This window comes from Fictibacillus sp. EA-CB0309 (assembly GCF_055814265.1).
On record NZ_CP169271.1, the window covers coordinates 280,758 to 305,805 of the forward strand.

Annotated in this window: 19 protein-coding genes, 1 rRNA gene and 5 pseudogenes; 14 read left to right on the forward strand and 11 right to left on the reverse strand. The window is 41.9% G+C overall.

All coding sequences use genetic code 11. The annotated features are described in order from the left end of the window. Positions 1-109: 109 nt before the first annotated feature. The 10 genes and pseudogenes from ACEWFH_RS01755 to dnaA form a co-directional block, all read right to left on the reverse strand. Positions 110-1,658, reverse strand: a 16S ribosomal RNA gene (locus ACEWFH_RS01755). 295 nt (positions 1,659-1,953) lie between these two features. After that, positions 1,954-3,063, reverse strand: coding sequence for an HD-GYP domain-containing protein (locus ACEWFH_RS01760; RefSeq protein WP_473725870.1), 1,110 nt, complete (start codon positions 3,061-3,063; stop codon positions 1,954-1,956). 89 nt (positions 3,064-3,152) lie between these two features. Next, positions 3,153-5,711: a DNA gyrase subunit A gene (gene gyrA, locus ACEWFH_RS01765; protein ID WP_473725871.1), complete on the reverse strand. Its 2,559-nt coding sequence runs from the start codon at positions 5,709-5,711 to the stop codon at positions 3,153-3,155. Positions 5,712-5,855: 144 nt separating this feature from the next. Next, positions 5,856-7,802 (reverse strand): DNA topoisomerase (ATP-hydrolyzing) subunit B, encoded by a 1,947-nt coding sequence (gene gyrB, locus ACEWFH_RS01770; protein WP_473725872.1) that lies wholly within the window; start codon positions 7,800-7,802, stop codon positions 5,856-5,858. 32 nt (positions 7,803-7,834) lie between these two features. Then, complete coding sequence (gene remB / locus ACEWFH_RS01775; protein WP_473725873.1) at positions 7,835-8,104, reverse strand: extracellular matrix regulator RemB; 270 nt, start codon at positions 8,102-8,104, stop codon at positions 7,835-7,837. A gap of 10 nt (positions 8,105-8,114) precedes the next feature. Then, a pseudogene (gene recF / locus ACEWFH_RS01780) lies at positions 8,115-9,235 on the reverse strand (DNA replication/repair protein RecF). 11 nt (positions 9,236-9,246) lie between these two features. After that, positions 9,247-9,462, reverse strand: a complete 216-nt coding sequence (gene yaaA, locus ACEWFH_RS01785; protein WP_066244167.1) for a S4 domain-containing protein YaaA — start codon at positions 9,460-9,462, stop codon at positions 9,247-9,249. After that, the gene (locus ACEWFH_RS01790; RefSeq protein WP_473725874.1) at positions 9,463-9,606 is read right to left on the reverse strand and encodes a hypothetical protein; all 144 of its coding nucleotides are present in this window, start codon (positions 9,604-9,606) and stop codon (positions 9,463-9,465) included. 152 nt (positions 9,607-9,758) lie between these two features. Continuing rightward, entirely contained in the window at positions 9,759-10,901 is a 1,143-nt protein-coding gene (gene dnaN, locus ACEWFH_RS01795; RefSeq protein WP_473725875.1) for a DNA polymerase III subunit beta, read from the reverse strand. A 171-nt stretch (positions 10,902-11,072) separates the two neighbouring features. Beyond that, entirely contained in the window at positions 11,073-12,428 is a 1,356-nt protein-coding gene (gene dnaA / locus ACEWFH_RS01800; RefSeq protein WP_473725876.1) for a chromosomal replication initiator protein DnaA, read from the reverse strand. 825 nt (positions 12,429-13,253) lie between these two features. Here dnaA and ACEWFH_RS01805 point away from each other — a divergent pair. From ACEWFH_RS01805 to ACEWFH_RS01870, 14 genes and pseudogenes are all read left to right on the forward strand, one after another. Continuing rightward, on the forward strand, positions 13,254-13,463 hold the full coding sequence (locus tag ACEWFH_RS01805; protein ID WP_473725877.1) for a hypothetical protein: 210 nt from the start codon (positions 13,254-13,256) through the stop codon (positions 13,461-13,463). A gap of 50 nt (positions 13,464-13,513) precedes the next feature. After that, the gene (gene rpmH, locus ACEWFH_RS01810) at positions 13,514-13,648 is read left to right on the forward strand and encodes a 50S ribosomal protein L34 (protein ID WP_007201576.1); all 135 of its coding nucleotides are present in this window, start codon (positions 13,514-13,516) and stop codon (positions 13,646-13,648) included. Between the two features lie 193 nt (positions 13,649-13,841). Continuing rightward, positions 13,842-14,188 (forward strand): annotated as a pseudogene (rnpA, locus tag ACEWFH_RS01815) (ribonuclease P protein component). A gap of 3 nt (positions 14,189-14,191) precedes the next feature. Further along, positions 14,192-14,419: a membrane protein insertion efficiency factor YidD gene (yidD, locus tag ACEWFH_RS01820; protein ID WP_473725878.1), complete on the forward strand. Its 228-nt coding sequence runs from the start codon at positions 14,192-14,194 to the stop codon at positions 14,417-14,419. A gap of 37 nt (positions 14,420-14,456) precedes the next feature. Continuing rightward, a complete protein-coding gene (spoIIIJ, locus tag ACEWFH_RS01825; protein WP_473725879.1) occupies positions 14,457-15,227 on the forward strand; it encodes a YidC family membrane integrase SpoIIIJ in 771 nt (256 codons plus the stop codon). Further along, positions 15,224-15,373: a Jag N-terminal domain-containing protein gene (locus ACEWFH_RS01830; RefSeq protein WP_473725880.1), complete on the forward strand. Its 150-nt coding sequence runs from the start codon at positions 15,224-15,226 to the stop codon at positions 15,371-15,373. The genes spoIIIJ and ACEWFH_RS01830 overlap by 4 nt, the downstream gene beginning before the upstream one ends. A gap of 11 nt (positions 15,374-15,384) precedes the next feature. Continuing rightward, the gene (gene jag / locus ACEWFH_RS01835) at positions 15,385-15,855 is read left to right on the forward strand and encodes an RNA-binding cell elongation regulator Jag/EloR (protein ID WP_473725881.1); all 471 of its coding nucleotides are present in this window, start codon (positions 15,385-15,387) and stop codon (positions 15,853-15,855) included. Positions 15,856-16,041: 186 nt separating this feature from the next. Next, positions 16,042-17,417, forward strand: a pseudogene (mnmE, locus tag ACEWFH_RS01840) (tRNA uridine-5-carboxymethylaminomethyl(34) synthesis GTPase MnmE). An 18-nt stretch (positions 17,418-17,435) separates the two neighbouring features. Then, positions 17,436-19,322, forward strand: a complete 1,887-nt coding sequence (mnmG, locus tag ACEWFH_RS01845; RefSeq protein WP_473725882.1) for a tRNA uridine-5-carboxymethylaminomethyl(34) synthesis enzyme MnmG — start codon at positions 17,436-17,438, stop codon at positions 19,320-19,322. A gap of 17 nt (positions 19,323-19,339) precedes the next feature. Then, positions 19,340-20,056 carry a 16S rRNA (guanine(527)-N(7))-methyltransferase RsmG gene (gene rsmG / locus ACEWFH_RS01850; protein WP_473725883.1) on the forward strand — a complete coding sequence of 239 codons (717 nt, stop codon included), beginning with the start codon at positions 19,340-19,342 and terminating at the stop codon, positions 20,054-20,056. A 126-nt stretch (positions 20,057-20,182) separates the two neighbouring features. Then, positions 20,183-21,045: pseudogene (noc, locus tag ACEWFH_RS01855) on the forward strand (nucleoid occlusion protein). Between the two features lie 424 nt (positions 21,046-21,469). Then, positions 21,470-22,242, forward strand: a pseudogene (locus ACEWFH_RS01860) (ParA family protein). Next, complete coding sequence (locus ACEWFH_RS01865) at positions 22,223-23,065, forward strand: ParB/RepB/Spo0J family partition protein (protein WP_473727186.1); 843 nt, start codon at positions 22,223-22,225, stop codon at positions 23,063-23,065. Before ACEWFH_RS01860 ends, ACEWFH_RS01865 begins: the two are co-directional and overlap by 20 nt. Positions 23,066-23,463: 398 nt before the next feature. Next, positions 23,464-24,198 carry a DUF554 domain-containing protein gene (locus ACEWFH_RS01870; protein ID WP_473725884.1) on the forward strand — a complete coding sequence of 245 codons (735 nt, stop codon included), beginning with the start codon at positions 23,464-23,466 and terminating at the stop codon, positions 24,196-24,198. An 83-nt stretch (positions 24,199-24,281) separates the two neighbouring features. Here ACEWFH_RS01870 and yyaC read toward each other — a convergent pair whose 3' ends face one another. Continuing rightward, the gene (gene yyaC / locus ACEWFH_RS01875; protein WP_473725885.1) at positions 24,282-24,866 is read right to left on the reverse strand and encodes a spore protease YyaC; all 585 of its coding nucleotides are present in this window, start codon (positions 24,864-24,866) and stop codon (positions 24,282-24,284) included. Positions 24,867-25,048 lie beyond the last annotated feature (182 nt).

Consider the following 25,048-nt stretch of genomic DNA (forward strand, 5'->3'; position numbering starts at 1 on the left):
TAGTTTTCAAAGAACATATGAAATCGAGAGATTTAGTTCTCTCAAAACTGAACAAAAGAAGAATAGGTGTACTTACGAAACAGTCGAAGCTGTTTCATAATCTCCATAGAAAGGAGGTGATCCAGCCGCACCTTCCGATACGGCTACCTTGTTACGACTTCACCCCAATCATCTGTCCCACCTTCGGCGGCTGGCTCCCAAAAGGGTTACCCCACCGACTTCGGGTGTTACAAACTCTCGTGGTGTGACGGGCGGTGTGTACAAGGCCCGGGAACGTATTCACCGCGGCATGCTGATCCGCGATTACTAGCAATTCCGGCTTCATGTAGGCGAGTTGCAGCCTACAATCCGAACTGAGAATGACTTTTTGGGATTGGCTTGGCCTCGCGGCTTTGCAACCCTTTGTATCATCCATTGTAGCACGTGTGTAGCCCAGGTCATAAGGGGCATGATGATTTGACGTCATCCCCACCTTCCTCCGGTTTGTCACCGGCAGTCACCTTAGAGTGCCCAACTGAATGCTGGCAACTAAGGTCAAGGGTTGCGCTCGTTGCGGGACTTAACCCAACATCTCACGACACGAGCTGACGACAACCATGCACCACCTGTCACTTTGTCCCCCGAAGGGGAAAGCTCTATCTCTAGAGTGGTCAAAGGATGTCAAGACCTGGTAAGGTTCTTCGCGTTGCTTCGAATTAAACCACATGCTCCACTGCTTGTGCGGGCCCCCGTCAATTCCTTTGAGTTTCAACCTTGCGGTCGTACTCCCCAGGCGGAGTGCTTAATGTGTTAACTTCAGCACTGAGGGTGGAACCCCCAACACCTAGCACTCATCGTTTACGGCGTGGACTACCAGGGTATCTAATCCTGTTTGCTCCCCACGCTTTCGCGCCTCAGCGTCAGTTACAGGCCAAAAAGCCGCCTTCGCCACTGGTGTTCCTCCACATCTCTACGCATTTCACCGCTACACGTGGAATTCCACTTTTCTCTCCTGCACTCAAGTCTCCCAGTTTCCAATGACCCTCCACGGTTGAGCCGTGGGCTTTCACATCAGACTTAAGAGACCGCCTGCGCGCGCTTTACGCCCAATAATTCCGGATAACGCTTGCCACCTACGTATTACCGCGGCTGCTGGCACGTAGTTAGCCGTGGCTTTCTGGTTAGGTACCGTCAAGGTACGAGCAGTTACTCTCGTACTTGTTCTTCTCTAACAACAGAGCTTTACGACCCGAAGGCCTTCATCGCTCACGCGGCGTTGCTCGGTCAGGCTTTCGCCCATTGCCGAAGATTCCCTACTGCTGCCTCCCGTAGGAGTCTGGGCCGTGTCTCAGTCCCAGTGTGGCCGATCACCCTCTCAGGTCGGCTACGCATCGTCGCCTTGGTGAGCCGTTACCTCACCAACTAGCTAATGCGCCGCGGGCTCATCTGTAAGTGTCAGCCGAAACCGACTTTCAAAAAAGAAACATGCGTTTCTTCTTATTATCCGGTATTAGCCCCGGTTTCCCGGAGTTATCCCCGTCTTACAGGCAGATTACCCACGTGTTACTCACCCGTCCGCCGCTAAATCAGAGGAGCAAGCTCCTCTTCATTCGCTCGACTTGCATGTATTAGGCACGCCGCCAGCGTTCATCCTGAGCCAGGATCAAACTCTCCATAAAAGTGTTTGTCTTGCTCGATTTTAAAACTGACGGAATTAATTTAATTCCTTACCTATTTCTTTTGTTCAGTTTTCAAAGAACTGTGTGTTTCGTTCGCCGTTTTGTTTTGGCGACTTTAATAATATACCACGCTGAAGCACTAGAGTCAATAACTTTCTTTAACTTTTTTAAAAACATTTCATTGTGAAACATTTAAGCGTGCTAGCAGTTTATGAAGTGCTGTTCTTTAGACAGCTTGATTAGTTTACCACGGTTGCCAACCCGTGGCAATACCCAAAATAAAAAAGCTTCTATCCTATGATAAAAGCTCTTCAATAAAGAGGTCGTTCCTGTTCTTCAGTGCAATGATCTCACCGTTTGAGTCTAGTTTTATCATCGGTCTCGTCGGTTGGCTTTCTTCTATAAATACAATTTCACCGACATCATAGTTTGTTAGTCTAACACGGCTTCCGACAGAGAAAGTGGAAAGTCCCGCTAACAATGCGGAAATGACTTGATGATCAAACTTTCCAAACTGATCCTTCATCATCATCTCAAGCACTTTAAATGGAGATTGCTTGCTTCGGTATGGCCGTTCAGCAGTCATAGCTAAGTACACGTCTGCAACCGCAAGAACTTTACTAAAAGGATGCTGTTTGTTTCCTTGTACTTTTAACGGGTAGCCAGACCCATCTGCTCTTTCGTGATGTTGCAGTACTCCCAGCAGAACACCTTCTTTAATAGATGGAATCTTTTTAAGCATATTGTAACCATGTATCGTATGCTTCTTTACTTCATCAAACTCGAGCGTTGTTAAGGATCCACTCTTTTTTAGTAGAGTAGGCTGAACTTTTGCCATTCCACAATCCGAGAGCACGCCAGCTAAACCGATCTGAATGCAATCGCCGCTTGAAAAATTCAGCTTTTTAGCTAAGAACGTGCTTAAAATACCGACAGAGACCGCATGATGATAAATATAGTCGGCACTAGTAGCGTAGTGATGCAGCAGCAAAATCTCCCGAGGAACGTTCGATCCTTTCTCAAGAACAGGAAGAACACTTTGACGTACTTCAAGCATGTCGACTGGACTGCCAGATTGCCAATTTGTAAAAAGCTGCTTATAGCGCTTTACGGTTTGAAGATACAATCCTGCAAACGTTGTTTCTTCTGGTTTCATGTTAAGTGCTTTTTCTTCGGATTTGCCTGCATCACCTTTAATAGATGAATCTTTTTTTCTATTCGTAAGGGTGGTGCCTGAACCTGATTCATTTAAAACATCTATCTCTTCAATTTGAAAACGAGTCAGCACGCGCAGATGCTCTGAATTCAAAATAGTATTTCTGTTAACGATTGGCTGATTAGTCATGGAGAATACATCCTGAACCATCATCTGACCGATCTTTGCTTGACTCGTTTTAATCTTCATACGTGATGCTCCTTTTATTTGGAAATGCTTACTTTCATTTTACATATAAAAAAGAGGAAAATGTATACTCATTTTCCTCTTTTAAGAAATTACTCGTTATTCTCTTCGTTTTCTGCTGACTCTGCATCCGATGTTCCTTCGGTTTCCTCAGTTGGTGCTTCTGCTTCAACTTCAGTGACGATCGGTTCACCATTTTCATCTAAGATCTCATCTGTTTCTTCTTCACGCTCTACAACAGCTACGGTTGCTACGTGGTTTGAATCGTTCATGGTCATCAGTCTAACACCTTGTGTGTTACGTCCCATTTGAGAGATGCCTGAAATGTTCATTCGAATAATAATCCCTTTAGCAGTAATGATCATTAGATCTTCTTCATCTGTAACAGTCTTTAATGTTACAACTGGACCGTTCTTGTCAGTGATGTTTACGGTTTTAATCCCTTTACCACCACGTGATTGAAGTCGGTATTCACTCATAGGTGTGCGTTTTCCATACCCTCTATCCGTTACAATCAAGATGTCTTGTGTTTCATCCAAGACTTCCATTCCTACAACAGCATCGTCATCACCTAGGGTAATAGCTTTAACACCTGTAGCTGTTCGGCCCATAGATCTAACATCTGTTTCTTGGTAACGAATCGACATACCTTGCTTCGTTCCTACAATGATATCCTTCGTTCCATCTGTTAAACGAACGCCCATCAGCTCATCCTCTTCACGAAGGTTGATCGCAAAAAGTCCGCCTTTACGAATGTTGCTGTACGCTGATAATGGAGAACGTTTCGTGATTCCTTGCTTCGTCATGAAGTTAAGGTAGATTTCATCACTTTCCATATCTTCAACCGGTATTACAGCTGAAATGGTCTCACCTTGTTCAATCTGCAGCAAGTTGATGATCGGTATTCCTTTTGCTGTTCTTCCGTATTCAGGAATCTCGTAGCCTTTTAGCCTATAAGCTTTCCCTTTATTCGTGAAGAATAGAATATAGTTATGCGTATTTGTCGTAAACAACTGCTCGACAAAGTCATCTTCACTCGTGCCCATTCCTTGAATCCCTTTTCCTCCACGGCGCTGTGAACGATAAGTGGAAATAGGAAGACGCTTGATGTAGCCTTTGTTCGTTAATGTTATAACGATGTTTGAACGAGGAATAAGATCTTCGTCTTCGATACTATTAAATCCAACAGAAATGATCGTACGTCTTGGGTTGTCGTACTTCTCTTTGATCTCAATCAGCTCTGTACGAATGATTTCAAGAATTTTCTCTTCATCTGCTAAGATTGCTTTTAATTCAGTAATTAAAGCAACTAGATCGTTGTATTCGTTCTCAATCTTATCCCGCTCTAAACCTGTTAAACGCTGCAATCGCATATCTAAAATGGCTTGAGATTGCTCATAGCTTAATTCAAACTTCTCCATTAAACCTTCACGAGCAATGTCAGTCGTTCTTGAGGAACGGATCAGTGCAATGACTTCATCTAAGTGATCAAGTGCTATACGCAAACCTTCTAAAATATGAGCTCTTGCTTCAGCTTTCTTAAGATCAAATTCCGTACGGCGTCGGATAATAACTTGCTGATGCTTCAGGTAATGATAAAGACATTCTTTTATGTTGAGAACTTTTGGCTGCCCATCAACAAGTGCAAGCATATTGATACCAAAGCTTGTCTGAAGAGCTGTTTGTTTATATAAATTATTTAAAATAACATTTGCATTCGCATCACGGCGTATTTCCATGACGATACGCATACCGTTACGGTCAGACTCATCACGAAGATCCGTGATTCCCTCGATCTTCTTGTCGCGAACAAGCTCTGCAATCTTTTCGATCAAACGAGCTTTATTTACTTGATAAGGAAGTTCCGTTACGATAATCGCTTGTTTTCCGCTAGGCATCTCTTCAATCTCAGCTTTTGCGCGGATAATGATGGAACCTCTTCCAGTTGTGTAAGCTTTACGAATTCCTTCACGCCCTAGGATCTCACCTGCCGTCGGAAAATCTGGGCCTGGAATGATTTCCATCAATTCAGGAATCGTAATATCCGGGTTCTCACTCACTGCTAAAATACCATCAATCACTTCACCTAATTGATGCGGCGGAATGTTCGTTGCCATACCAACCGCGATCCCAGCGGCACCATTTACGAGCAAATTTGGAAAACGGGCAGGTAGTACAACGGGCTCTTGTTCAGATCCATCATAGTTATCTTTGTAACCAATCGTGTCTTTGTTGATGTCTCGCACCATTTCCATGGCGATTTTAGACATACGCGCCTCAGTATAACGCATCGCTGCCGCAGCATCGCCGTCGACCGAACCGAAGTTACCGTGGCCATCAATCAGCATGTGGCGGAAGTTGAAATCCTGTGCCATACGAACCATCGTATCGTATACAGCAGAGTCGCCGTGAGGATGGTACTTACCGATTACTTCACCAACGATACGAGCAGACTTTTTATATGCCTTGTCGGCAGTCATGCCAAGATCATTCATAGCGTAAAGAATACGTCGGTGAACTGGCTTTAATCCATCACGTACATCTGGCAATGCTCGGCTGACAATAACACTCATGGCATAATCCATGAACGATGCACGCATTTCCGTACTAATATTTATTTCTTTAATCCGGGAACGTTCCATTTCAGACATTCGTTTTACCTCCATAACCTCTTCAAAACAGGTTTTTAAAGCCCCTAATTTGAGCTTAAACGAACCGAAACTGGACCTTGTCCAGCTTCAGCAATTTCTAAATTTAAGTTTCAGCACATAAAGGAAGTACTGAAACATTCTTAATTAGATATCCAAATTCTTAACGTACTGCGCATTTTCTTGGATAAAATCACGGCGCGGTTCTACTTTGTCACCCATTAAGATCTCGAATGTTTCATCAGCAGCCATCGCATCCTTCATTTCCACTTGAAGCAATGTACGTGTCTCAGGATCCATTGTCGTTTCCCACAGCTGGGAAGGATTCATCTCACCAAGACCCTTATAACGCTGAAGCTGAGGCTTAGGAACTTGCGGAAGTTCAGCCAACAATTTTTCAAGTTCTTTATCATTGTAGGCATATTCTATACGTTTCCCTTGCTGCACTTTATAAAGTGGCGGCTGAGCAATATAGATATAACCATGTTCAATGATCGGACGCATGTACCGGTAAAAGAAAGTCAAAAGCAGCGTACGGATATGCGCGCCATCGACATCGGCATCCGTCATGATGATAATTTTATGGTAACGAGCTTTTGTAATATCAAATTCTTCAGCGATTCCTGTACCTAGTGCTGTAATGATGGCACGAACCTCATTATTAGAGAGAATCTTGTCCAGTCTAGCTTTCTCAACGTTAATGATCTTACCGCGAAGAGGCAAAATCGCTTGGAAGTGACGGTCACGGCCCTGCTTCGCAGATCCCCCGGCAGAGTCACCCTCAACCACGTAAATTTCAGAAATACTTGCATCTTTCGAAGAACAGTCTGCAAGTTTACCAGGCAGGGAAGATACTTCTAATGCACTCTTACGGCGTGTTAGTTCACGCGCCTTTTTGGCAGCGACACGTGCACGTAGCGCCATCATTCCTTTTTCAACGATCGATTTAGCTACAACCGGATTTTCCAGCATGAAAGATGAGAACGTCTCAGTGAAGATTGACTCTGTTATCTGTCTTGCTTCAGAGTTTCCGAGTTTCGTTTTCGTTTGACCTTCGAACTGTGGATCTGGGTGTTTGATTGAGATAATCGCTGTCAAACCTTCACGCACGTCTTCACCCGTCAGGTTCGTATCGTTATCTTTAAACAAATTATTCTTACGGCCATAATCATTGATCACGCGTGTAAGGGCTGTTTTAAAACCGGACTCATGTGTTCCACCCTCATGCGTATTAATGTTATTAGCAAAAGAATAGATGTTGCTTGCATAGCTGTCGTTGTATTGGAAGGCAATTTCAACAGAGATGCCGTCCTTTTCGCCTTCAACGAAGATTGGTTCTTCATGCAGCACTTCACGTGTACGGTTAATGTGTTCCACGTAAGATTTAATTCCGCCTTCATAGTGGTATTCCTTTGTAACAGGCTCTTCACCGCGTTTGTCTTCTGCGATGATGCGAAGACCACGGTTTAAGTAAGCCAATTCTCGAATACGGTTAGATAAAGTCGGGAAATCATATTCTAATGATTCTGTGAAAATTTCAGGGTCTGGTTTGAAGTGAGTACGAGTACCTGTTTTGTCTGTTTCACCGATTACTTTCAGATCTGCAGTCGGTACACCGCGTTCATAAGATTGATAGTGCAGTTTTCCGTCACGGGAAACCGTAACTTCAAGCATCGTAGAAAGAGCATTAACTACAGATGCACCTACACCGTGCAGTCCTCCTGACACTTTGTATCCGCCGCCGCCAAACTTTCCTCCGGCATGGAGAACCGTCATGATAACTTCCAGTGCTGGTCTTCCCATCTTTTCATGCATACCAACAGGGATACCACGTCCGTTATCTTCTACCGTGATGCTGTTATCTTCTTCGATCGTAATTCGAATCGTGTCACAATATCCCGCTAACGCTTCATCGATCGAGTTGTCCACGATTTCCCATACAAGATGGTGTAATCCACGTACATTTGTGGCACCAATATACATCCCAGGACGTTTACGGACGGCTTCAAGACCCTCTAGTACCTGGATATTACTTTCATCATAATTTTGCTGTTGTTCTAACTGTTGTTCAGTCGTCAATTCGTTCACCTTCATTCCGGTTTAAAAACGCTTTATTTATAAAACCTTTATTTTATATTCCAGCCATTTTCAAGTTCGAGGCGATCAGAGGCTCTCTTTTTTAACGTAGAGGCAGAAAGAGGAGATAAATAGATCGTTTTGTCTGTTATGATTACGGATTTTGCAGCATTCCCGCTAAGATCAGTTAATGTCTGATTGCTTTCATGCTTTTTAAGAAACTCCTTAGCTAATTCAGAAGCCTTTAATGCATTGATATCCAAGATTGCCAGTACATCTTTAGAATGAATAACTTCTTCATCACCTAAATGCAGAAGCAATGTCCTCACCTCATTTCAAACGTTCTATAGAGCCTGAATGAACTTTATATGTTGCGGCCTTCTCCAGTGTTTCGTGATGTATTCCTTCCACACTAGTCGTTGTAACAAAGGTTTGTACTTTCCCTTGAATCGTATTTAAAAGATGAGATTGCCTGAAATCATCTAGTTCAGATAACACATCGTCCAAGAGGAGGATCGGGTATTCTCCGACTTCTGAATGAATCAAATCAATTTCAGCAAGCTTCAAAGAGAGAGCAGTCGTACGCTGCTGCCCTTGAGATCCGAATGTCTGTACGTCTTTTCCGTTAACAGAAAACAGCAAATCATCCCGATGAGGACCGAATAGAGAAGTTCCCCGGTCAATCTCTTTTTCTTTTATTTTACCAAACTTCAGATGAAACGCTTCTATCATTTTCGACAAGTCGAGCTCATCACATACCTCAATAGTCGGTTTGTAATGAATTTTTAAAGTTTCCAAGCCCCTGGATATTCCATGATGGATTGGCTCTGCCCAACTTTGAAGCTTTTCCATGTACTTCATGCGTTTCAGCGTTACTCTGGCCGCTTTATCGATAAGCTGTTCGGTTAAGATCTCAAGCATCGTCATATTTTCCGGACTTTTGTTGCGATACATCTCTCTTAATAAAGAGTTTCGCTGAGACAAAATCTTTTGGTACACAGAAAGGTCATTTAAATAAACAGCGTTAACCTGGCCGATTTCCATGTCAATAAAACGACGACGCACCTGTGGACTGCCTTTTACAAGATTGAGATCCTCAGGTGCAAACATAACCACATTAAGATGTCCGACGTAATCTGTTAATCGTCTCTGTTCAATGCGGCTGATTTTCGCTTTTTTCCTTTTTGTGAGATGACGAGGCTTAAATCAAAAGAACTGTTTCTCTTTTTGATGCTACCCTCTATTTTAGCATATTCTTCGTCCCAAGTTATCAACTCTTTATCTTTTGCCGTTCGATAGGATCTAGCCATGGCCAAAACATAGATGGATTCCATGACGTTTGTTTTCCCTTGGGCATTCTCACCGAGAAAAACATTGACCTTATTCTCAAATACAAGAGACTGTTCTTTATAGTTCCGGTAATTCCTAAGTTGAAGCTTTTCAATATGCAAAGGGATTCCCCCTATTCCGTTGTTACCTTAAACTCTCCTACGTCTGGAATGGACACGACATCACCCGCATATAGTTTCTTACCTCGGCGTGTTTCATGTTCTCCGTTCACAAGAACTTCATGTTCTGCTAAATACCATTTTACCATTCCTCCCGATTGGATGACATCGGTAGTTTTTAAGAGCTGTTGAAGTGTGATGAATTCGGTGTTGATCTTTACGTTTTCCATTTATAAAACCTCCTGGTTGGTTCTGATTGCTTTGAAAGAGATTGATTTCCGCTCCAGGTTGCTCGCTTTCCGCGGGGCAGGCGGTGAGCCGCTTTGCGCCTTTAAGTGTCTCACCTGACCGCTTGTCCCGCAGGAGTCTCGCACCTTGCGCTCCAATCAATTAGTCATAGAAGAGAAGTAAAAAGAAAAATAAATAACAGTAATCAAAATCAAAAACCTATTAGTCCTAGTCTCTCCAAAAAACGAAGGACTTAGAAAGAAAAGAAAGCCACCGGTGATTCCGGCAGCTTTATATTTTAGTAAGTTCTTACAGGTAAGATTAACTGGCGAATCGTGTCATCTGATACAGGCTGGATGAGGAACGGTCTCATAGCACCTGTGAATAGAATGCTGATTTCAGAGCAATCCATCACTTTAAGAGCTTCCATCACGTACTTTGCGTTGAACGAGATCTTCAGCTCTTCCCCTTCAATTTCTTCTGCGATCATGTGTTCAAAAACTTTACCGATCTCAGGAGAGTTTGAAGAAAGCTCGATGGTTTGGTTATCGAGTGTCGCTAATTTGACTACGTTGTTTCTTCCTTCTCTCGCCAATAGAGAGGCACGATCGATCGCTTGTAAAAATTCCTTCGTTTTCAATACGAATGTCGTTTTGCTTTCAGAAGGAATCAACTTCGATGTATCAGGATAGTTGCCGTCTAATAGTCTGGAGAACAACAAGATGTTTTCCGCTTTAAACAGAATCTGATTATTCGTTACAACGATCTGTACTTTTTCAGCAGACTCATCAAGAATCTTTGAAAGTTCGTTCAAGCTCTTACCAGGAATGACTACATTCTGAAAAGAAAGTTCTTCTGCTTGTGAATCGATCGGCATCTTGCGCTCTGCCAGTCGATGGCTATCTGTTGCAATACAGTTCAGCACACCATCAGATAACGTCCAATTCACGCCTGTTAAGATAGGGCGTGTTTCTGAGGCGGACACCGCAAAGACAGTTTGGCGGATCATCGTTTTCAACAGATCACTTTGAATTTCAAAGACTAAGTTCTCTTCAATCTGCGGTAATCTAGGGTATTCTTCTGGATCAAGACCTAACAGACTGAATTCAGAAGCACCAGAACGAAGCGTTGTTTCAAAACGTTCTCCAACTTCAATTTCAACAGAGTCATTCGGCAGCTTTTTAACGATCTCCGAAAAATAACGCGCTGGAAGCACGACACTTCCTTCTTGTTTCACTTCGATATGTACAAGATCGCCTTCTTCAACCGGTATCAGTCGTTCAATAGAAATATCAGAATCACTACCAGTCAGATGTACACCATCATACGTCACTTCCATTTTGATTCCCGTTAAAATCGGAATTGTAGTTCGGGATGATACAGCTTTCATGACATCTTGAACAGCTTCGATCAACTGGTTTAATTGAATCTTAACTTTCATTGTTTTGCCCCCTGATATTTATTAAAATCTTTTAAAAAAATAGTAGTAATAGTACTAGGCGCTGTGAATGTGTGGATAACCCCAGAAAACAAAGATAGAACAGCCTATCCACATGTGGACAGACTGTGCGTAAAGTAACTGTAGTTATTCACAGTATTCAGTGTTGTTTATTTAATTTGATTTAAGCTGATCGTGAATCTCTTGCACTTTCTTTTGCAAAACATGATCGGTAATCAGCAGAGTTGAGATCTTTTCATGAGCGTGAAGAACGGTAGTATGGTCACGCCCTCCAAATTCCTCACCAATTTTAGGTAAAGAGTTATCTGTAAGCTCACGAGATAAATACATTGCGATCTGTCTTGGAAAAGCAACGGATTTTGTTCTCTTTTTAGCCGTAAAATCTTCTAACTTAATGTTATAATGCTTGCCGACTACTTCTTGAATATGATGGATCGTCAATGTCCTTGGTTTTGCCGATGGAATGATATCCCTTAATGCCTCTGCTGCTAAATCTGCGTTCATATCTTGATTAATTAAAGAAGAATAAGCAACTACACGAATAAGTGCACCTTCAAGTTCTCTAATGTTCGTATCAATTTGATTTGCGATATAAAGCATAACTTCATTCGGTATATCCAGACCTTCAGCTTTCGCTTTTTTACGCAGAATGGCGATCCGTGTCTCTAAGTCTGGCGGAGTAATATCTGTAATAAGTCCCCATTCAAACCGCGAGCGAAGTCTGTCTTCAAGTGTCGGAATCTCTTTTGGAGGCCGGTCACTCGAGATGACAATCTGCTTGCTTTCTTCATGAAGTGCATTGAATGTATGGAAAAATTCCTCTTGAGTCTGTTCTTTTCCCGCAAGGAATTGAATATCATCTATTAGAAGCACGTCCACACTGCGAAATTTGTTGCGAAATTCAACCGTTTTATTGTCACGAATCGAGTTAATGAATTCGTTCGTGAATTTTTCGGATGATAAATAAACTACCTTAGCCCCAGGATTATGTTCCAATACATAATGGCCGATCGCATGCATTAAGTGAGTTTTCCCAAGACCAACACCACCATAGATAAAAAGCGGGTTGTAAGCTTTAGCCGGTGCTTCCGCAACAGCTAATGAAGCGGCATGGGCAAAACGGTTTCCAGATCCGATAACGAACCGGTCAAATGTATATTTAGGATTCAACATACTTTGAGAAACTTCTTCGTGAGGTTCATTTGCTGCTTTTGGGGCTTTTTTCATTGAAAGTTCCAGATCCAAGTCTACATCTGTCTGATTTTGTGGAATGATGAACTTCACGTCAAGTGCTGCGCCTGTTACGTCCAGCAGCGTTTCAGAAATGATGCCAGCATATCTGGATTCCAGCCAGTCACGGGCAAACTCATTTGGCGCAGTGATCACAAGCGTATCATTTTGTAACGCATGCGCTGTTGTTGATTTTAACCAAGTCTCAAAGCTAGGCTTACTGACTTTTGTCTCAATAGCAGAAAGTGCTTTGGACCATAGGTCGTTGATGTTTTCCAACCAATTTACCCCCTTATCTCTTCGAATCATCCTATTTCAGCAGTTGTTTCCTCTGATGTACAAGATTTGTACACCCAGTGAATACCTATGAATAAAAATAAAAAGTCCACACCTTATGTGAATGATAATTAATATAGTAGATAATAGGATTATGAACAGTTAAAATGCATCTGTGGACAACATTCCTAACAGCTAGAAAAACCTGTCCACAAGTTTATCCACAGCCTGTGAATAACTTAAAATGCAACTCATCTTGTTAACGAGTTAAAACACAACAAGCATATCAAAAATAATCAAGCTTGGCAACGGCTTATTGTTACTTATCCACAACGCCCATACCTTGTGTAGAAAAGTTGTCCACAACACTAGATTTTGTGTAAAACGTGTCGATAATTGGTGTGGATAATGAAAAACGTGTCGAAAAAGATGTCCACAGGCAAGAGGATAAGGATTTTGGAGAACGTTGTAGAATGACTAAAGTTACTTTTGAAGTTTTCTGTTACAAAGCTTGGGTACTGCATTGTTGCTTTTGTTAGTAATTGATTTCCGCTCCAGGTTGCTCGCTTTCCACGGGGCGAACGGTGAGCCTCCTGCCGCTTTGCGCCATTAGGAGTCTCCACCTGACCGCTCGTCCCGTAGGAGTCGGCAACCTTGCGCTACAATCAATTTGCAGGTGATGAAAAAATGCAACAATCTGTAAGAAAATAGCCTCTCTAAAAGATTTTAGTTTTTGTTTTGCCTTTTAGCGAAATGTTGAATGGTGGATGATCTGCCTACTAGCTGAACCTCTCACATGTCAATTTCTTCATCAGCGAGTTGATTGAAGTGGAAGGTGTAAGACTCTCGGCTAGGACAGGCGGGGAGGTGAGACACTTAAGAGTGAAACGTTACGAATGTGGCTCACCGCCTGCCCCGCGGAAAGCGAGCACCTGGAACGGAGATCAACCACTTTCAAGAACAGCGAAGCAGAGAAAACAGCGAAAACAGCATAAAACTAAAATCCAGCTTGACAAAAGAAGGGGTCAGTCATTATAATTTGTTAGACTGTCTTTTATAAAAGATATCCTCAGGGAGGTGTAATATACATGAAACCTACATTCCAACCGAACAACCGTAAGCGTAAGAAGGTACATGGTTTCCGTGCACGTATGGCTACTAAGAACGGTCGTAAAGTTCTAGCTCGCCGTCGTCAAAAGGGAAGAAAAGTGTTATCTGCATAGGCCACTGACATCAGTGGTCTTTTTTTACTTTTTATAGACATTTTTGCTCACTCCAATTCAGTAATAAAACGCTGTTATGTCGATTTTTCGGAGTTAGAGGTTTTATAAGAACAAAATAGGCCGATACTGGGATAAGATTCGAAACGAAAAGACATTGGGGAATGAGATTGGTTAATTGATGGAGTGTTAATGAATGAAGAAAGAACAGCGCCTCAAAAAAATGAAGAATTTCAAGAAGTCTTCAAAAAAGGAAAATCAACGGCTAATCGCCAATTTGTTATATACAGTTTAAAAAAAGAAGATCAGCCTGCGTATCGTATCGGACTTTCTGTAAGTAAAAAAGTAGGAAAAGCCGTTACAAGAAACAGAATAAAGCGATCTGTGAAAGAAATCTTCCATAAATACAGTGAACAGCTGCTTCCAGGCAGGGATTACGTGGTTATCGCAAGAATACCTACTGCTAACATGGACTTTCATGAAATGGAGAAAAGCTTGCTTCACGTATTGAACAGAGCAAACGTACTTAAAAAGAGGGTGTAAGAAATGAGATCCTTATTTATAGGGATTATTCGTTTTTACCAACTATGGATCTCCCCATTGACACCGCCTTCGTGCCGCTTTTATCCGACTTGTTCGCATTACGGTATTGAAGCTTTTAAGCGTCATGGTGTATTTAAAGGAATGTGGCTAACTTTTGTCAGAATTTTAAAGTGCCATCCTTTTCATCCAGGAGGCGTTGACCTCGTGCCAGAAAAAAGAGACAATAAATAATTGAGATAAGATTTATGATTTTAAGGAGGATAAGAGTGTGCGTAAGAAAATAGGTTTACTGATTGCCCTTTTCGCACTCATGGCTGTCCTATCTGGTTGTGGGTCGATGGAGCCCATTACAGAAGACAGAACGGGAATTTGGGACACATATTTTGTATATCCGTTATCATGGTTGATCACATATTTTGCGAACTTAACTGGTGAAAACTACGGATTGTCAATCATCATCGTTACATTGATTATTCGTACTGCGCTTCTTCCATTAATGATTAAGCAAACACGCAGTTCTAAAGCGATGCAGGAAATTCAACCTGAAATTCAAAAGCTTCGTGAAAAGTACAAATCAAAAGATGCAAACACACAGCAAAAATTGCAGCAAGAAACGATGGCACTCTTCCAAAAGAATGGTGTTAATCCGCTTGCAGGGTGTTTACCTTTACTAATCCAGATGCCGATTCTTTTAGGTTTCTATCATGCGATCATGCGTACTGGAGAAATTGCGAATCATAATTTCCTTTGGTTCGATTTAGGAAATCCAGATCCATTTTATATTTTACCGCTAGTTGCAGGTCTAACGACATTCTTACAGCAAAAAATCATGATGGGCGGAATGGATAACCCGAATCCGCAGATGAAGATGCTTCTATACATCATGCCAGTTATGATCGTTGTTTTTGCAATTAATTTCCCAGCTGCATTATCTTTATATTGGGTGATCGGTAACATATTCATGATTGGACAAACATATTTCATTACGACCCCAATGAAAAAGAAAGAAAACCAAGTTGATGGGGGAGCTAAAAAGTGAAAAAGGTACAGGTAACAGGGAAAACGGTTGAAGAAGCAGTAGCAGCAGCACTAGAACAACTTCAGACTTCAAAAGATCAAGTAGACATATCCATTCTTGAAGATTCCAAAAAAGGTTTTTTGGACTTGGCGGTAAGCCTGCAGTAGTTGAAGTAACAGTGAAAGCTGATCCTGTTAAAACCGCGATCGAATACCTTCAGGATGTAACATCCAAAATGGGGGTGCCCGTTACCATTGCACAGCGACAGGAAAATGATCATCTTGTGCTGGATTTATCCGGTGACAAAATTGCGATTTTAATTGGAAAACGCGGACAAACGCTTAATGCGCTTCAGCTTCTAACGAATATGGTTGCAAACTCAGATCCTGCAAGCAAGCATGTCAAAATCGTGCTTGATGCTGAAAATTATCGTACCCGAAGACAAGAATCACTTGAGAGATTAGCTGAACACTCTGCTCAAAAAGTATTTTTCACTAAGAAAAGTTTTGCTTTAGAGCCGATGCCTGCAAATGAGCGCAAAGTGATTCATTTAGCACTGAAAGAAAACAGAGATGTTGAGACCACGTCAGAAGGGGTGGAACCATTCCGTAAAGTCGTGATCCGCCCGACGTCCTCAAGCAAGAGATAAAGAAGCTTCAGAGGTTATTCCTCTGGGGCTTTTTGTTTACTGTAAGCTTATTATGCGATACACTATTTTTTATTGTGGATATTTATGTCCATTTTTGCTAAACCATTATCACAACAACTGATTAAGGCCATACTAAAGGTAATTTATATAGAGCGTAAGAAAGAGGAAAGCCGAGGTGAAACAACAATGGAATTTGATACAATTACGGCGATTTCTACTCCGATGGGAGAGGGAGCAATCGCGATTGTACGATTAAGCGGACCTGAAGCAGTAGCCATTGCGGATAAAGTGTATAAAGGATCAAAACGTCTTTCAGATGTAGATTCACATACCATTCATTACGGAAAGCTGTTTGATCCAAAGATTGAACAGGCGGTGGAAGAAGTGATGATCAGCGTTATGCGCGCTCCGCGAACGTTTACGCGGGAAGACGTTGTTGAAATAAACTGTCATGGAGGATTAGTTTCCGTGAACCGAGTCCTTCAATTGATTTTGCAGCACGGAGCACGCTTGGCAGAACCAGGAGAATTTACAAAACGTGCGTTCTTAAATGGACGAATTGACTTATCTCAAGCAGAAGCGGTAATGGATCTGATTCGAGCTAAGACAGATCGCGCCATGAACGTTGCACTCAACCAGATGGAAGGCCGTTTGTCTTCACTCATAACACGTCTTAGACAAACGTTATTAGAGACGATTGCTCACGTTGAAGTGAACATCGATTACCCTGAATACGATGCAGAAGAAATGACCCATACGCTTTTAAATACCAATTTGTTAACGGTAAAAAAGAAGTTGAATCCATTTTACAAACGGCAAGCCAAGGGAAAATTCTTCGCGAAGGATTATCCACGGCAATCATCGGAAGACCGAACGTAGGGAAATCTTCCTTGATGAACGCACTTGTTCATGAAAATAAAGCGATCGTAACGGATATTGCGGGAACGACGAGGGACGTAATAGAAGAATACGTGAACGTAAGAGGAGTTCCATTGAGACTTGTAGATACTGCAGGGATTCGAGAAACAGAAGACATCGTAGAAAAGATCGGTGTGGAGAAATCTCGAAAAGTACTGAAAGAAGCAGATCTTATTTTGTTAGTCATTAACGGAAACGAAACGCTGTCACAAGAAGATGAGAACTTATTCCGTGCAGCAGCTGGACTTGATAAGATTGTCATCATTAATAAAACCGACCTTGAAATGAAAGCGGATATGAACCGAATCAAAGAACTTGCAGAACATTCACCTCTGATCTCAACATCTTTAGTTAAAGAAGAGGGAATAGATGAATTAGAGCAAGCGATCGCAAACCTGTTTTTTGCAGGCGGAATTGAAGCACAAGACTTAACTTATGTTTCTAACTCGCGGCATATCGCACTTCTGCAGCAGACGATTCATCACATTGACGAAGCACTCGGCGGCATTGAAGCTGATCTTCCGATAGATATGGTACAGATCGATATAACAAGAGCATGGGAGATACTCGGTGAAATAGTGGGTGACACGGTTTCAGAGAGTCTAATCGACCAGTTGTTCTCTCAATTTTGTCTTGGAAAATAAACATAAGGAGGTAGAACAATGGGATATAAAGCAGATACGTTTGATGTCATTGTTGTCGGCGCTGGACATGCTGGTGTTGAAGCTGCACTTGCTTCTGCACGTATGGGCGCCAAAACGTTATGTCTGACACTGAATCTAGACACAGTAGCATACATGCCATGTAATCCTTCAGTAGGTGGTCCTGCTAAAGGGATCGTTGTACGTGAAGTGGATGCGCTAGGCGGTGAAATGGCACGCAACATCGACAAAACACATATTCAAATGCGTATGCTTAATACGGGTAAAGGCCCTGCGGTACGTGCGCTTCGCGCGCAAGCTGATAAATATCTTTATCAGCACGAAATGAAAAAAACAATGGAAAACACCGAAAATCTCACATTGCGTCAAGGAATGGTAGAGCGTCTGATCATTGAGGATGGCGAATGTAAGGGTGTTATTACAAAAACAGGAGCTGAATACGCTGCGAATGCGGTGGTTTTAACGACTGGAACTTATTTAAGAGGGAAGATCATTATTGGTGAGCTTGCTTATGAAAGCGGCCCAAACAATATGGCTCCTTCTATTAACTTATCTTATCATCTGCAAGAACTTGGTTTCGATATGGTTCGCTTTAAGACGGGAACTCCACCTCGTGTTAACAGCAAAACGATTGATTATTCAAAAACAGAGATTCAGCCAGGTGATGATGTAGCGCGAGCTTTCTCTTATGAAACAACCGAGTATATTACAGATCAGCTGCCTTGCTGGCTTACTTACACAGGAGACGCGACACATCAATTGATCAACGGTAATCTTCATCGTTCACCGATGTATTCTGGAATGATCGAAGGAACAGGACCAAGATATTGTCCATCCATTGAAGATAAAATTGTTCGTTTTAACGATAAACCAAGACATCAGATCTTTTTAGAACCTGAAGGCCGCAACACGGAAGAAGTTTACGTTCAAGGTCTTTCAACGAGTCTTCCTGAAGATGTACAAAAGAAAATTCTAGCTACGATACCTGGACTTGAAAAAGCGGAACTGATGCGTGCCGGTTATGCCATTGAATATGATGCGATCGTACCAACACAGCTTTGGCCATCTCTTGAAACGAAGCGTGTGAACGGTCTCTTTACAGCAGGTCAACTGAATGGCACGAGCGGATATGAAGAAGCAGCGGGGCAAGGCCTCATGGCGGGAATAAATGCTGCATTAAAAGTACAGAAAAAAGAGCCTTTAGTGCTGGATCGTTCGGAAGCGTACATCGGAGTACTAATCGATGACCTGATTACGAAAGGTACAAACGAGCCATATCGTCTACTAACATCAAGAGCAGAGTACCGCTTGCTGCTAAGACACGATAACGCTGATCTCAGATTAACGAAAAAAGGTCACGAAATCGGACTGATACCTCAAGATCGTTACGAACGCTTTGAAGAGAAGAAAGCTCAAATTGCGCAGGAAATAGAACGCTTAGAACATGTATCGATTAAGCCGATTGAAGAAGTGCAGCAAATCCTTGCAGAAGCACAATCTACACCGTTAAAAGAACCAATGTCTGCAGCCAATTTGCTAAAGCGTCCTGAAGTAACGTATCCGGTGATTCACAAAATGGCACCTGCAGAAACATCATTACCTGAAACAGTAATGGAGCAAGTTGAGATACAAGTGAAGTATGCGGGTTACATTGATAAACAGCTTGCTCAAGTTGAGAAAATGCGCAAGATGGAAAATAAAAAACTGCCTGTTGATCTGGATTACATGGCGATCAATGGATTGGCTACAGAAGCGAAACAAAAGCTTCACGAAGTTCGGCCTCTTTCTGTCGGGCAGGCATCACGAGTATCAGGGGTAAACCCAGCAGATATTTCTATTCTGTTGATCTACCTTGAACAAGGTAAACTGGCGAAAATTGCCCGTTGAGGGGGAACGCGTAAACCATGAATGTTGAATTGTTTCAATCTTCCTTAAAAGAAAAGGGAGTACAGTTATCAGATAAGCAGCTCTCACAATTCGAGATGTATTATGAGCTGCTCGTTGAGTGGAATGAAAAAATGAATCTAACAGCAATCACCGAAAAAGAAGAAGTATATCTTAAACATTTTTATGATTCTGTGACGGCAGGATTTTATTATGATTTTAATCAAAACATAACGGTTTGTGACGTCGGAGCAGGTGCGGGGTTCCCTGCGATTCCGCTGAAGATCGTTTACCCAGACATCCAGCTGACGGTTGTCGATTCACTCAACAAACGCATTGGATTTTTGCAGCATGTTGTTGATGAATTAGGATTAGAAAACGTATCCTTACATCATGACCGTGCAGAAACATTTGCGCAGCGTCCGGAGTTTAGACAGAATTTCGATCTTGTGATGGCACGAGCCGTTGCTAGACTTTCTGTTCTATCTGAGCTCTGTTTACCTTTAGTGAAAATAGGAGGGCACTTTTTAGGGATGAAAGGTGCCAATCTTCCTGAAGAAGTGAAAGATGGCGAAAAGGCAGTAAAACTTTTAGGCGGAAAAATAAAAGATGTTCATTCTTTTCTATTGCCAATCGAAGAAAGTGAACGCAATATCATTCTGATCGAAAAAGTCAAGGAAACACCAAAGAAATTCCCGAGAAAACCAGGAACGCCAAACAAAACTCCTATTTCATAACATGTATCTGTGTTTCACGTGAAACACAGATGTTACATAAAAGAAAGATTTTTACAGACTTGCAGGATTATAGGACTAGTGAGAAGAATTAGTTAACAGGCACATTACAAAAGGTGGTGTATTCGCATGAAGCATCCTTTTTCACGTTTATTCGGCATCGGCGAAAAGAGCCAGCAAACCTTAGATCCAGAACCAGCTGAAAAAACGACAACGAAGAAGTACTTCAAATTCCGGTTCAACAGATCATACCAAACCGGTTTCAGCCTCGTACGGTTTTTATAGATGAACGAATTGAAGAATTATCACAGACGATAGAAGCTCACGGAATCATTCAGCCTATTGTGGTTCGCGCTATTGGAGAAAATCAATACGAACTGATCGCAGGGGAACGCAGGTGGCGTGCTGTTCAAAAACTTGGGTGGGAAAAGATACCCGCTATACTTAAAGAGATGGACGATTCCCAAACCGCATCGGTAGCTCTTATTGAAAACCTTCAGCGAGAAGAACTTACTGCCATTGAAGAAGCTATGGCTTATGCTAAACTTCTAGAATTGCATGGCCTTACTCAAGAGGGACTAGCACAAAAACTTGGAAAAGGTCAATCCACGATTGCGAACAAGCTTCGTTTATTAAAGCTGCCGCAATCTATTCAAGATGCCCTTTTGCAGAAAAAGATTACAGAGCGTCATGCTAGAGCATTGATTGTATTAAAATCTCCAGAAAAGATGGACGCCGTTCTGCAAGAGATTCTGGAAAAACAATTGAATGTGAAGCAGACTGAAGATCGTGTGAAACGAATGATCGAAGCTGAGACAGCCGAAAAGAAACCTCAATCCAGACGCAAATCGTATAGCAAGGATATGCGTCTCGCCATTAATACGGTTAGGCAATCTGTTGACATGGTCGTACAAAGCGGACTATCCATTGACACAGAAGAAGAGGAACATGAGGAATTTTATCAGTTCACGATTCGTATTCCGAAAAAATAAAATGAAGACCATCAGCCTGGAAGTTAACGCTGGTGGTTTTTTTGTTTTCGAAATCTTTGGCGCCCTTGAAAGTGGTTGATTTCCGTTTCAGATGCTCGCTTTCCGCGGGGCAGGCGGTGAGCCCCTTGCCGCTATGCGCCCTAAAGGGTCTCACCTGACCGCTTGTCCCGCAGGAGTCTCACACCTTACACTCCAATCAACTTGACAATGAAGAGAAGGAACTAAAACCCCAATGCAAAAACTTTTAGAATGAGAGTCTTTTTAGGGATTGATTTCCTGTCTTCTTTAAAATTTCAACTGAAAAAAGAAGAAAAAATAAATTCAGCTAAAAATACTTTTTTCTGTAATTCCATACGTCATTTTATTTCCTTCATGATAGAATAATAGATAATGAATTGTTTTATTAAGTGAGGTAGGTGACAACGTGGCCAAGATCATTGCAGTAGCCAACCAGAAAGGCGGAGTCGGAAAAACGACTACGTCCGTCAACCTTGGTGCATGCTTAGCATATTTCGGTAAAAAGTTTTGCTCGTAGACATAGATCCTCAAGGCAACGCTACAAGTGGTGTAGGTGTGGACAAAGGTGATATCGATCAATGTATCTATAATGTCCTTGTTGAGGATGTGGAAGTAAAAGATGTGATTGTCGAGACCATCTGTGAAGGTTTACATATACTCCCTTCGACGATACAACTCGCTGGAGCTGAAATCGAGTTAGTACCTACGATATCGCGTGAAGTCCGATTGAAAAGAGCGTTAGATCAGGTAAGCTCCGTTTATGATTATATTATTATTGATTGCCCTCCATCATTAGGACTACTTACGATTAATTCTTTAACAGCTTCTGACTCAGTTATCATTCCAGTTCAATGTGAGTATTACGCACTAGAAGGATTAAGCCAGCTATTAAATACGGTCCGACTTGTGCAAAAGCACCTTAATACTGATTTGATGATTGATGGAGTCCTGCTCACGATGCTTGATGCACGTACGAACTTAGGCATTCAAGTTATTGAAGAAGTTAAGAAGTATTTTCAAGATAAAGTGTATGAAACGATCATACCAAGAAACGTTAGACTATCTGAAGCACCGAGTCATGGTAAACCGATTATTATTTACGATCCGAAATCCCGCGGTGCAGATGTATATTTAGAATTTGCGAAGGAAGTGATTGGCATTGGTGAAAGGGTTAGGTAAAGGGCTACATGCTTTCTTTCCTCCAACGGAAGCTGGGGAAGAAGAGCAGATCAAAGATGTCAGCATATCAGAGCTTAGGCCAAATCCGTATCAGCCCCGAAAAGTTTTTGACCAAAAAGCCATTGACGAGCTAAAAGAATCCATTTTAGAACATGGCATTCTTCAGCCGATTGTTGTACGGAAAAGTATTAAAGGCTACGAGATTGTTCTAGGTGAAAGAAGGTTCAGGGCAGCATCTGAGGCAGGGCTAAACACCATCCCTGTGATCGTAAAAGATTATACGGAACAAAAAATGATGGAAGTTGCCTTGATTGAAAACCTTCAGCGAGAAGATTTGAATCCGGTCGAAGAAGCACAGGCTTATCAGAAGTTGATGGAGCACCTGGAAATCACTCAAGAAGAATTAGCTTCTAGAGTTGGAAAGAGCCGTCCGCATATTGCGAACCATATCCGGTTGCTTCAACTTCCAAAACCTGTTTTAGAGCTTTTGTCCAATGGCCTGTTATCGATGGGGCATGGACGAGCATTACTCGGACTTAAGAAAAAAACGAAGATGCAGCTAATCGTCCAGCGGATAATGGATGAAAATTTAAATGTAAGACAGCTTGAAAAGTTGATTTCGGATATTAACAAAAATGTTTCACGTGGAACAAAGAAAAATACAGTACAAACCAATGTGTTTTTTAAAGAAAAAGAATCTTCGCTGCGCGATCGATTCGGAACATCTGTGTCCATTAAAAAGTCGAAGCGAAAAGGGAAGATTGAGATCGAATTCTTTTCACAAGATGATTTAGAGCGTATTTTAGATCTGTTAGAAAAATAGAGAGAAAACCATCGATAAGGTGGTTTTCTTTTTTACAATTTCTTTAAAAGTTTATGACTAACAGTTTATCGCTACTGGTTTAATTTTTAAGTTGATTGGAGTGTAAGGTGCGTGCCTACCACCTGAGAAGCTTCTCGCAAGGCATGCGACGAGGAAGCTCACTACGGAAGCATTAACTTGTAGACGCAGGAGCCAGGATACTTCCTTAAGGCGAGCAGGTGAGACACTTAAGAGTGAAACGTACAAATGTGGCTCATCGCCTGCCCCGCGGAAAGCGAGCATCCTGAAACGGAAATCAACTACTTTCAAGCTTAAATAATAAACAATAAAGAAGTAAGCACCTTGATTCAATCGTAATAGATAATCATCGATGGCCTGCTTAGATAGGAGAACGTTACATGTCACTGTTAGGAACAATAGTAAATGGTATTGCCATTGTAGCGGGGAGCTTTTTAGGCTTGTTCTGGACAAGCATCCCTGATCGATTTAAAAATACAATCTTACAAGCGATGGCTTTAGCTGTCACGATTTTAGGGATTGGTATGGGACTTAAAAGCGAGCAATTTTTGATTGTTATTGCGAGTCTAGCCATTGGCGGTGCGCTTGGTGAGTGGTGGAATTTAGAAGATCGATTGAATGCGATCGGGAAGTGGCTTGAAACGAAGGTAGGGAAGCAAGATAAAGGATCGGTTGCGACGGGTTTTGTAACAGCTACTCTTGTTTTTGTAGTTGGAGCGATGTCCATTGTGGGAGCGCTAGACAGCGGGTTAAGGCAACAGCATGATGTTCTCTATACGAAAGCATTAATCGATGGATTTTGTGCCATTCTTTTTACCTCAACACTTGGTATCGGTGTAATGTTTTCCGCGATTCCGGTCGTCTTATATCAAGGGATTATTGCTTTAATGGCTACACAGATCGATCGATTCGTTCCGCAAGAACTGATGGATGCTCTTATCGTAGAAATAACAGGAACAGGCGGAATCATGATCGTAGCGATCGGTTTAAATTTGCTAGGCATCGCAAAGATTCGCGTGGCGAACCTTCTTCCCGGGTTGCTGGTTGCTACACTGCTTGTTTTTATTGTTGAAAAATGGGAAAACATTCTTTCTTTTTCACAAGGTTTGCTATAAAAAAAGCCGCTTCTATCCAGTAGAAGCGGCTTTTTGTTATTGAATTTTATAAATATCTTGAGAACGCGTATCTGTTCCTGCAATCATGTTTTTTTGTTGGATTTTTTTCGTAAGCAAGCCATATGAAGGGAATCTGCAATTAAGTCGGCCATTTTCATGACGATACTTAACCTCGTATTCTGAAGGACAAAGTATTCCATAAATCCGCTTACGTTTACGATACCTGTAATATGCATATCGCCAACAGGCGGCAGCTGTTTATTCACACCTGCACCTGGTTTTACCGGTCCGTCATTAATAGAGATCATGCCCACATGATTTAACCGGCCCAAACAGGCATCAATTCCAATAACAAAAGCACCTGGATGTTCGGTTTCAATCATTTTTAGCTTCTCCTCTAGATTTACGGCATGAACAGGATCATCAAGTGTACCGTAAACAAAAAACGGAAAAGTATCTTTGTTGTGCAATTTTGTACCTACAAGAGGACCTAATGCATCACCTGTCGATCGGTCGGTACCTATACAGACAACTACGACTGGCTGATGGCTTGTTTCCGGAAGCATAGGTAAAATTTGTTCTGTAATTCGCAGCATCGCTTCCTTATCTTCGTGGTGCAATTTATATTGAATGGGTTTCCCTAATCCCAGCTTCCGTTTGAGGAACATGACATCCTCTCCTTTATAATGGTTCTACTAGTATACGGAAGAATTCCTTTTGTTATACATGGTAGAATAGAATAATCACAGACTTTTGTTTAAAGTCTATACCCGTTTAGGTGGTACTCATAACTCAATAAGTTTTTCATAACCACTTATAATGAATGACATTTGATATTCTAAGGAAAAGC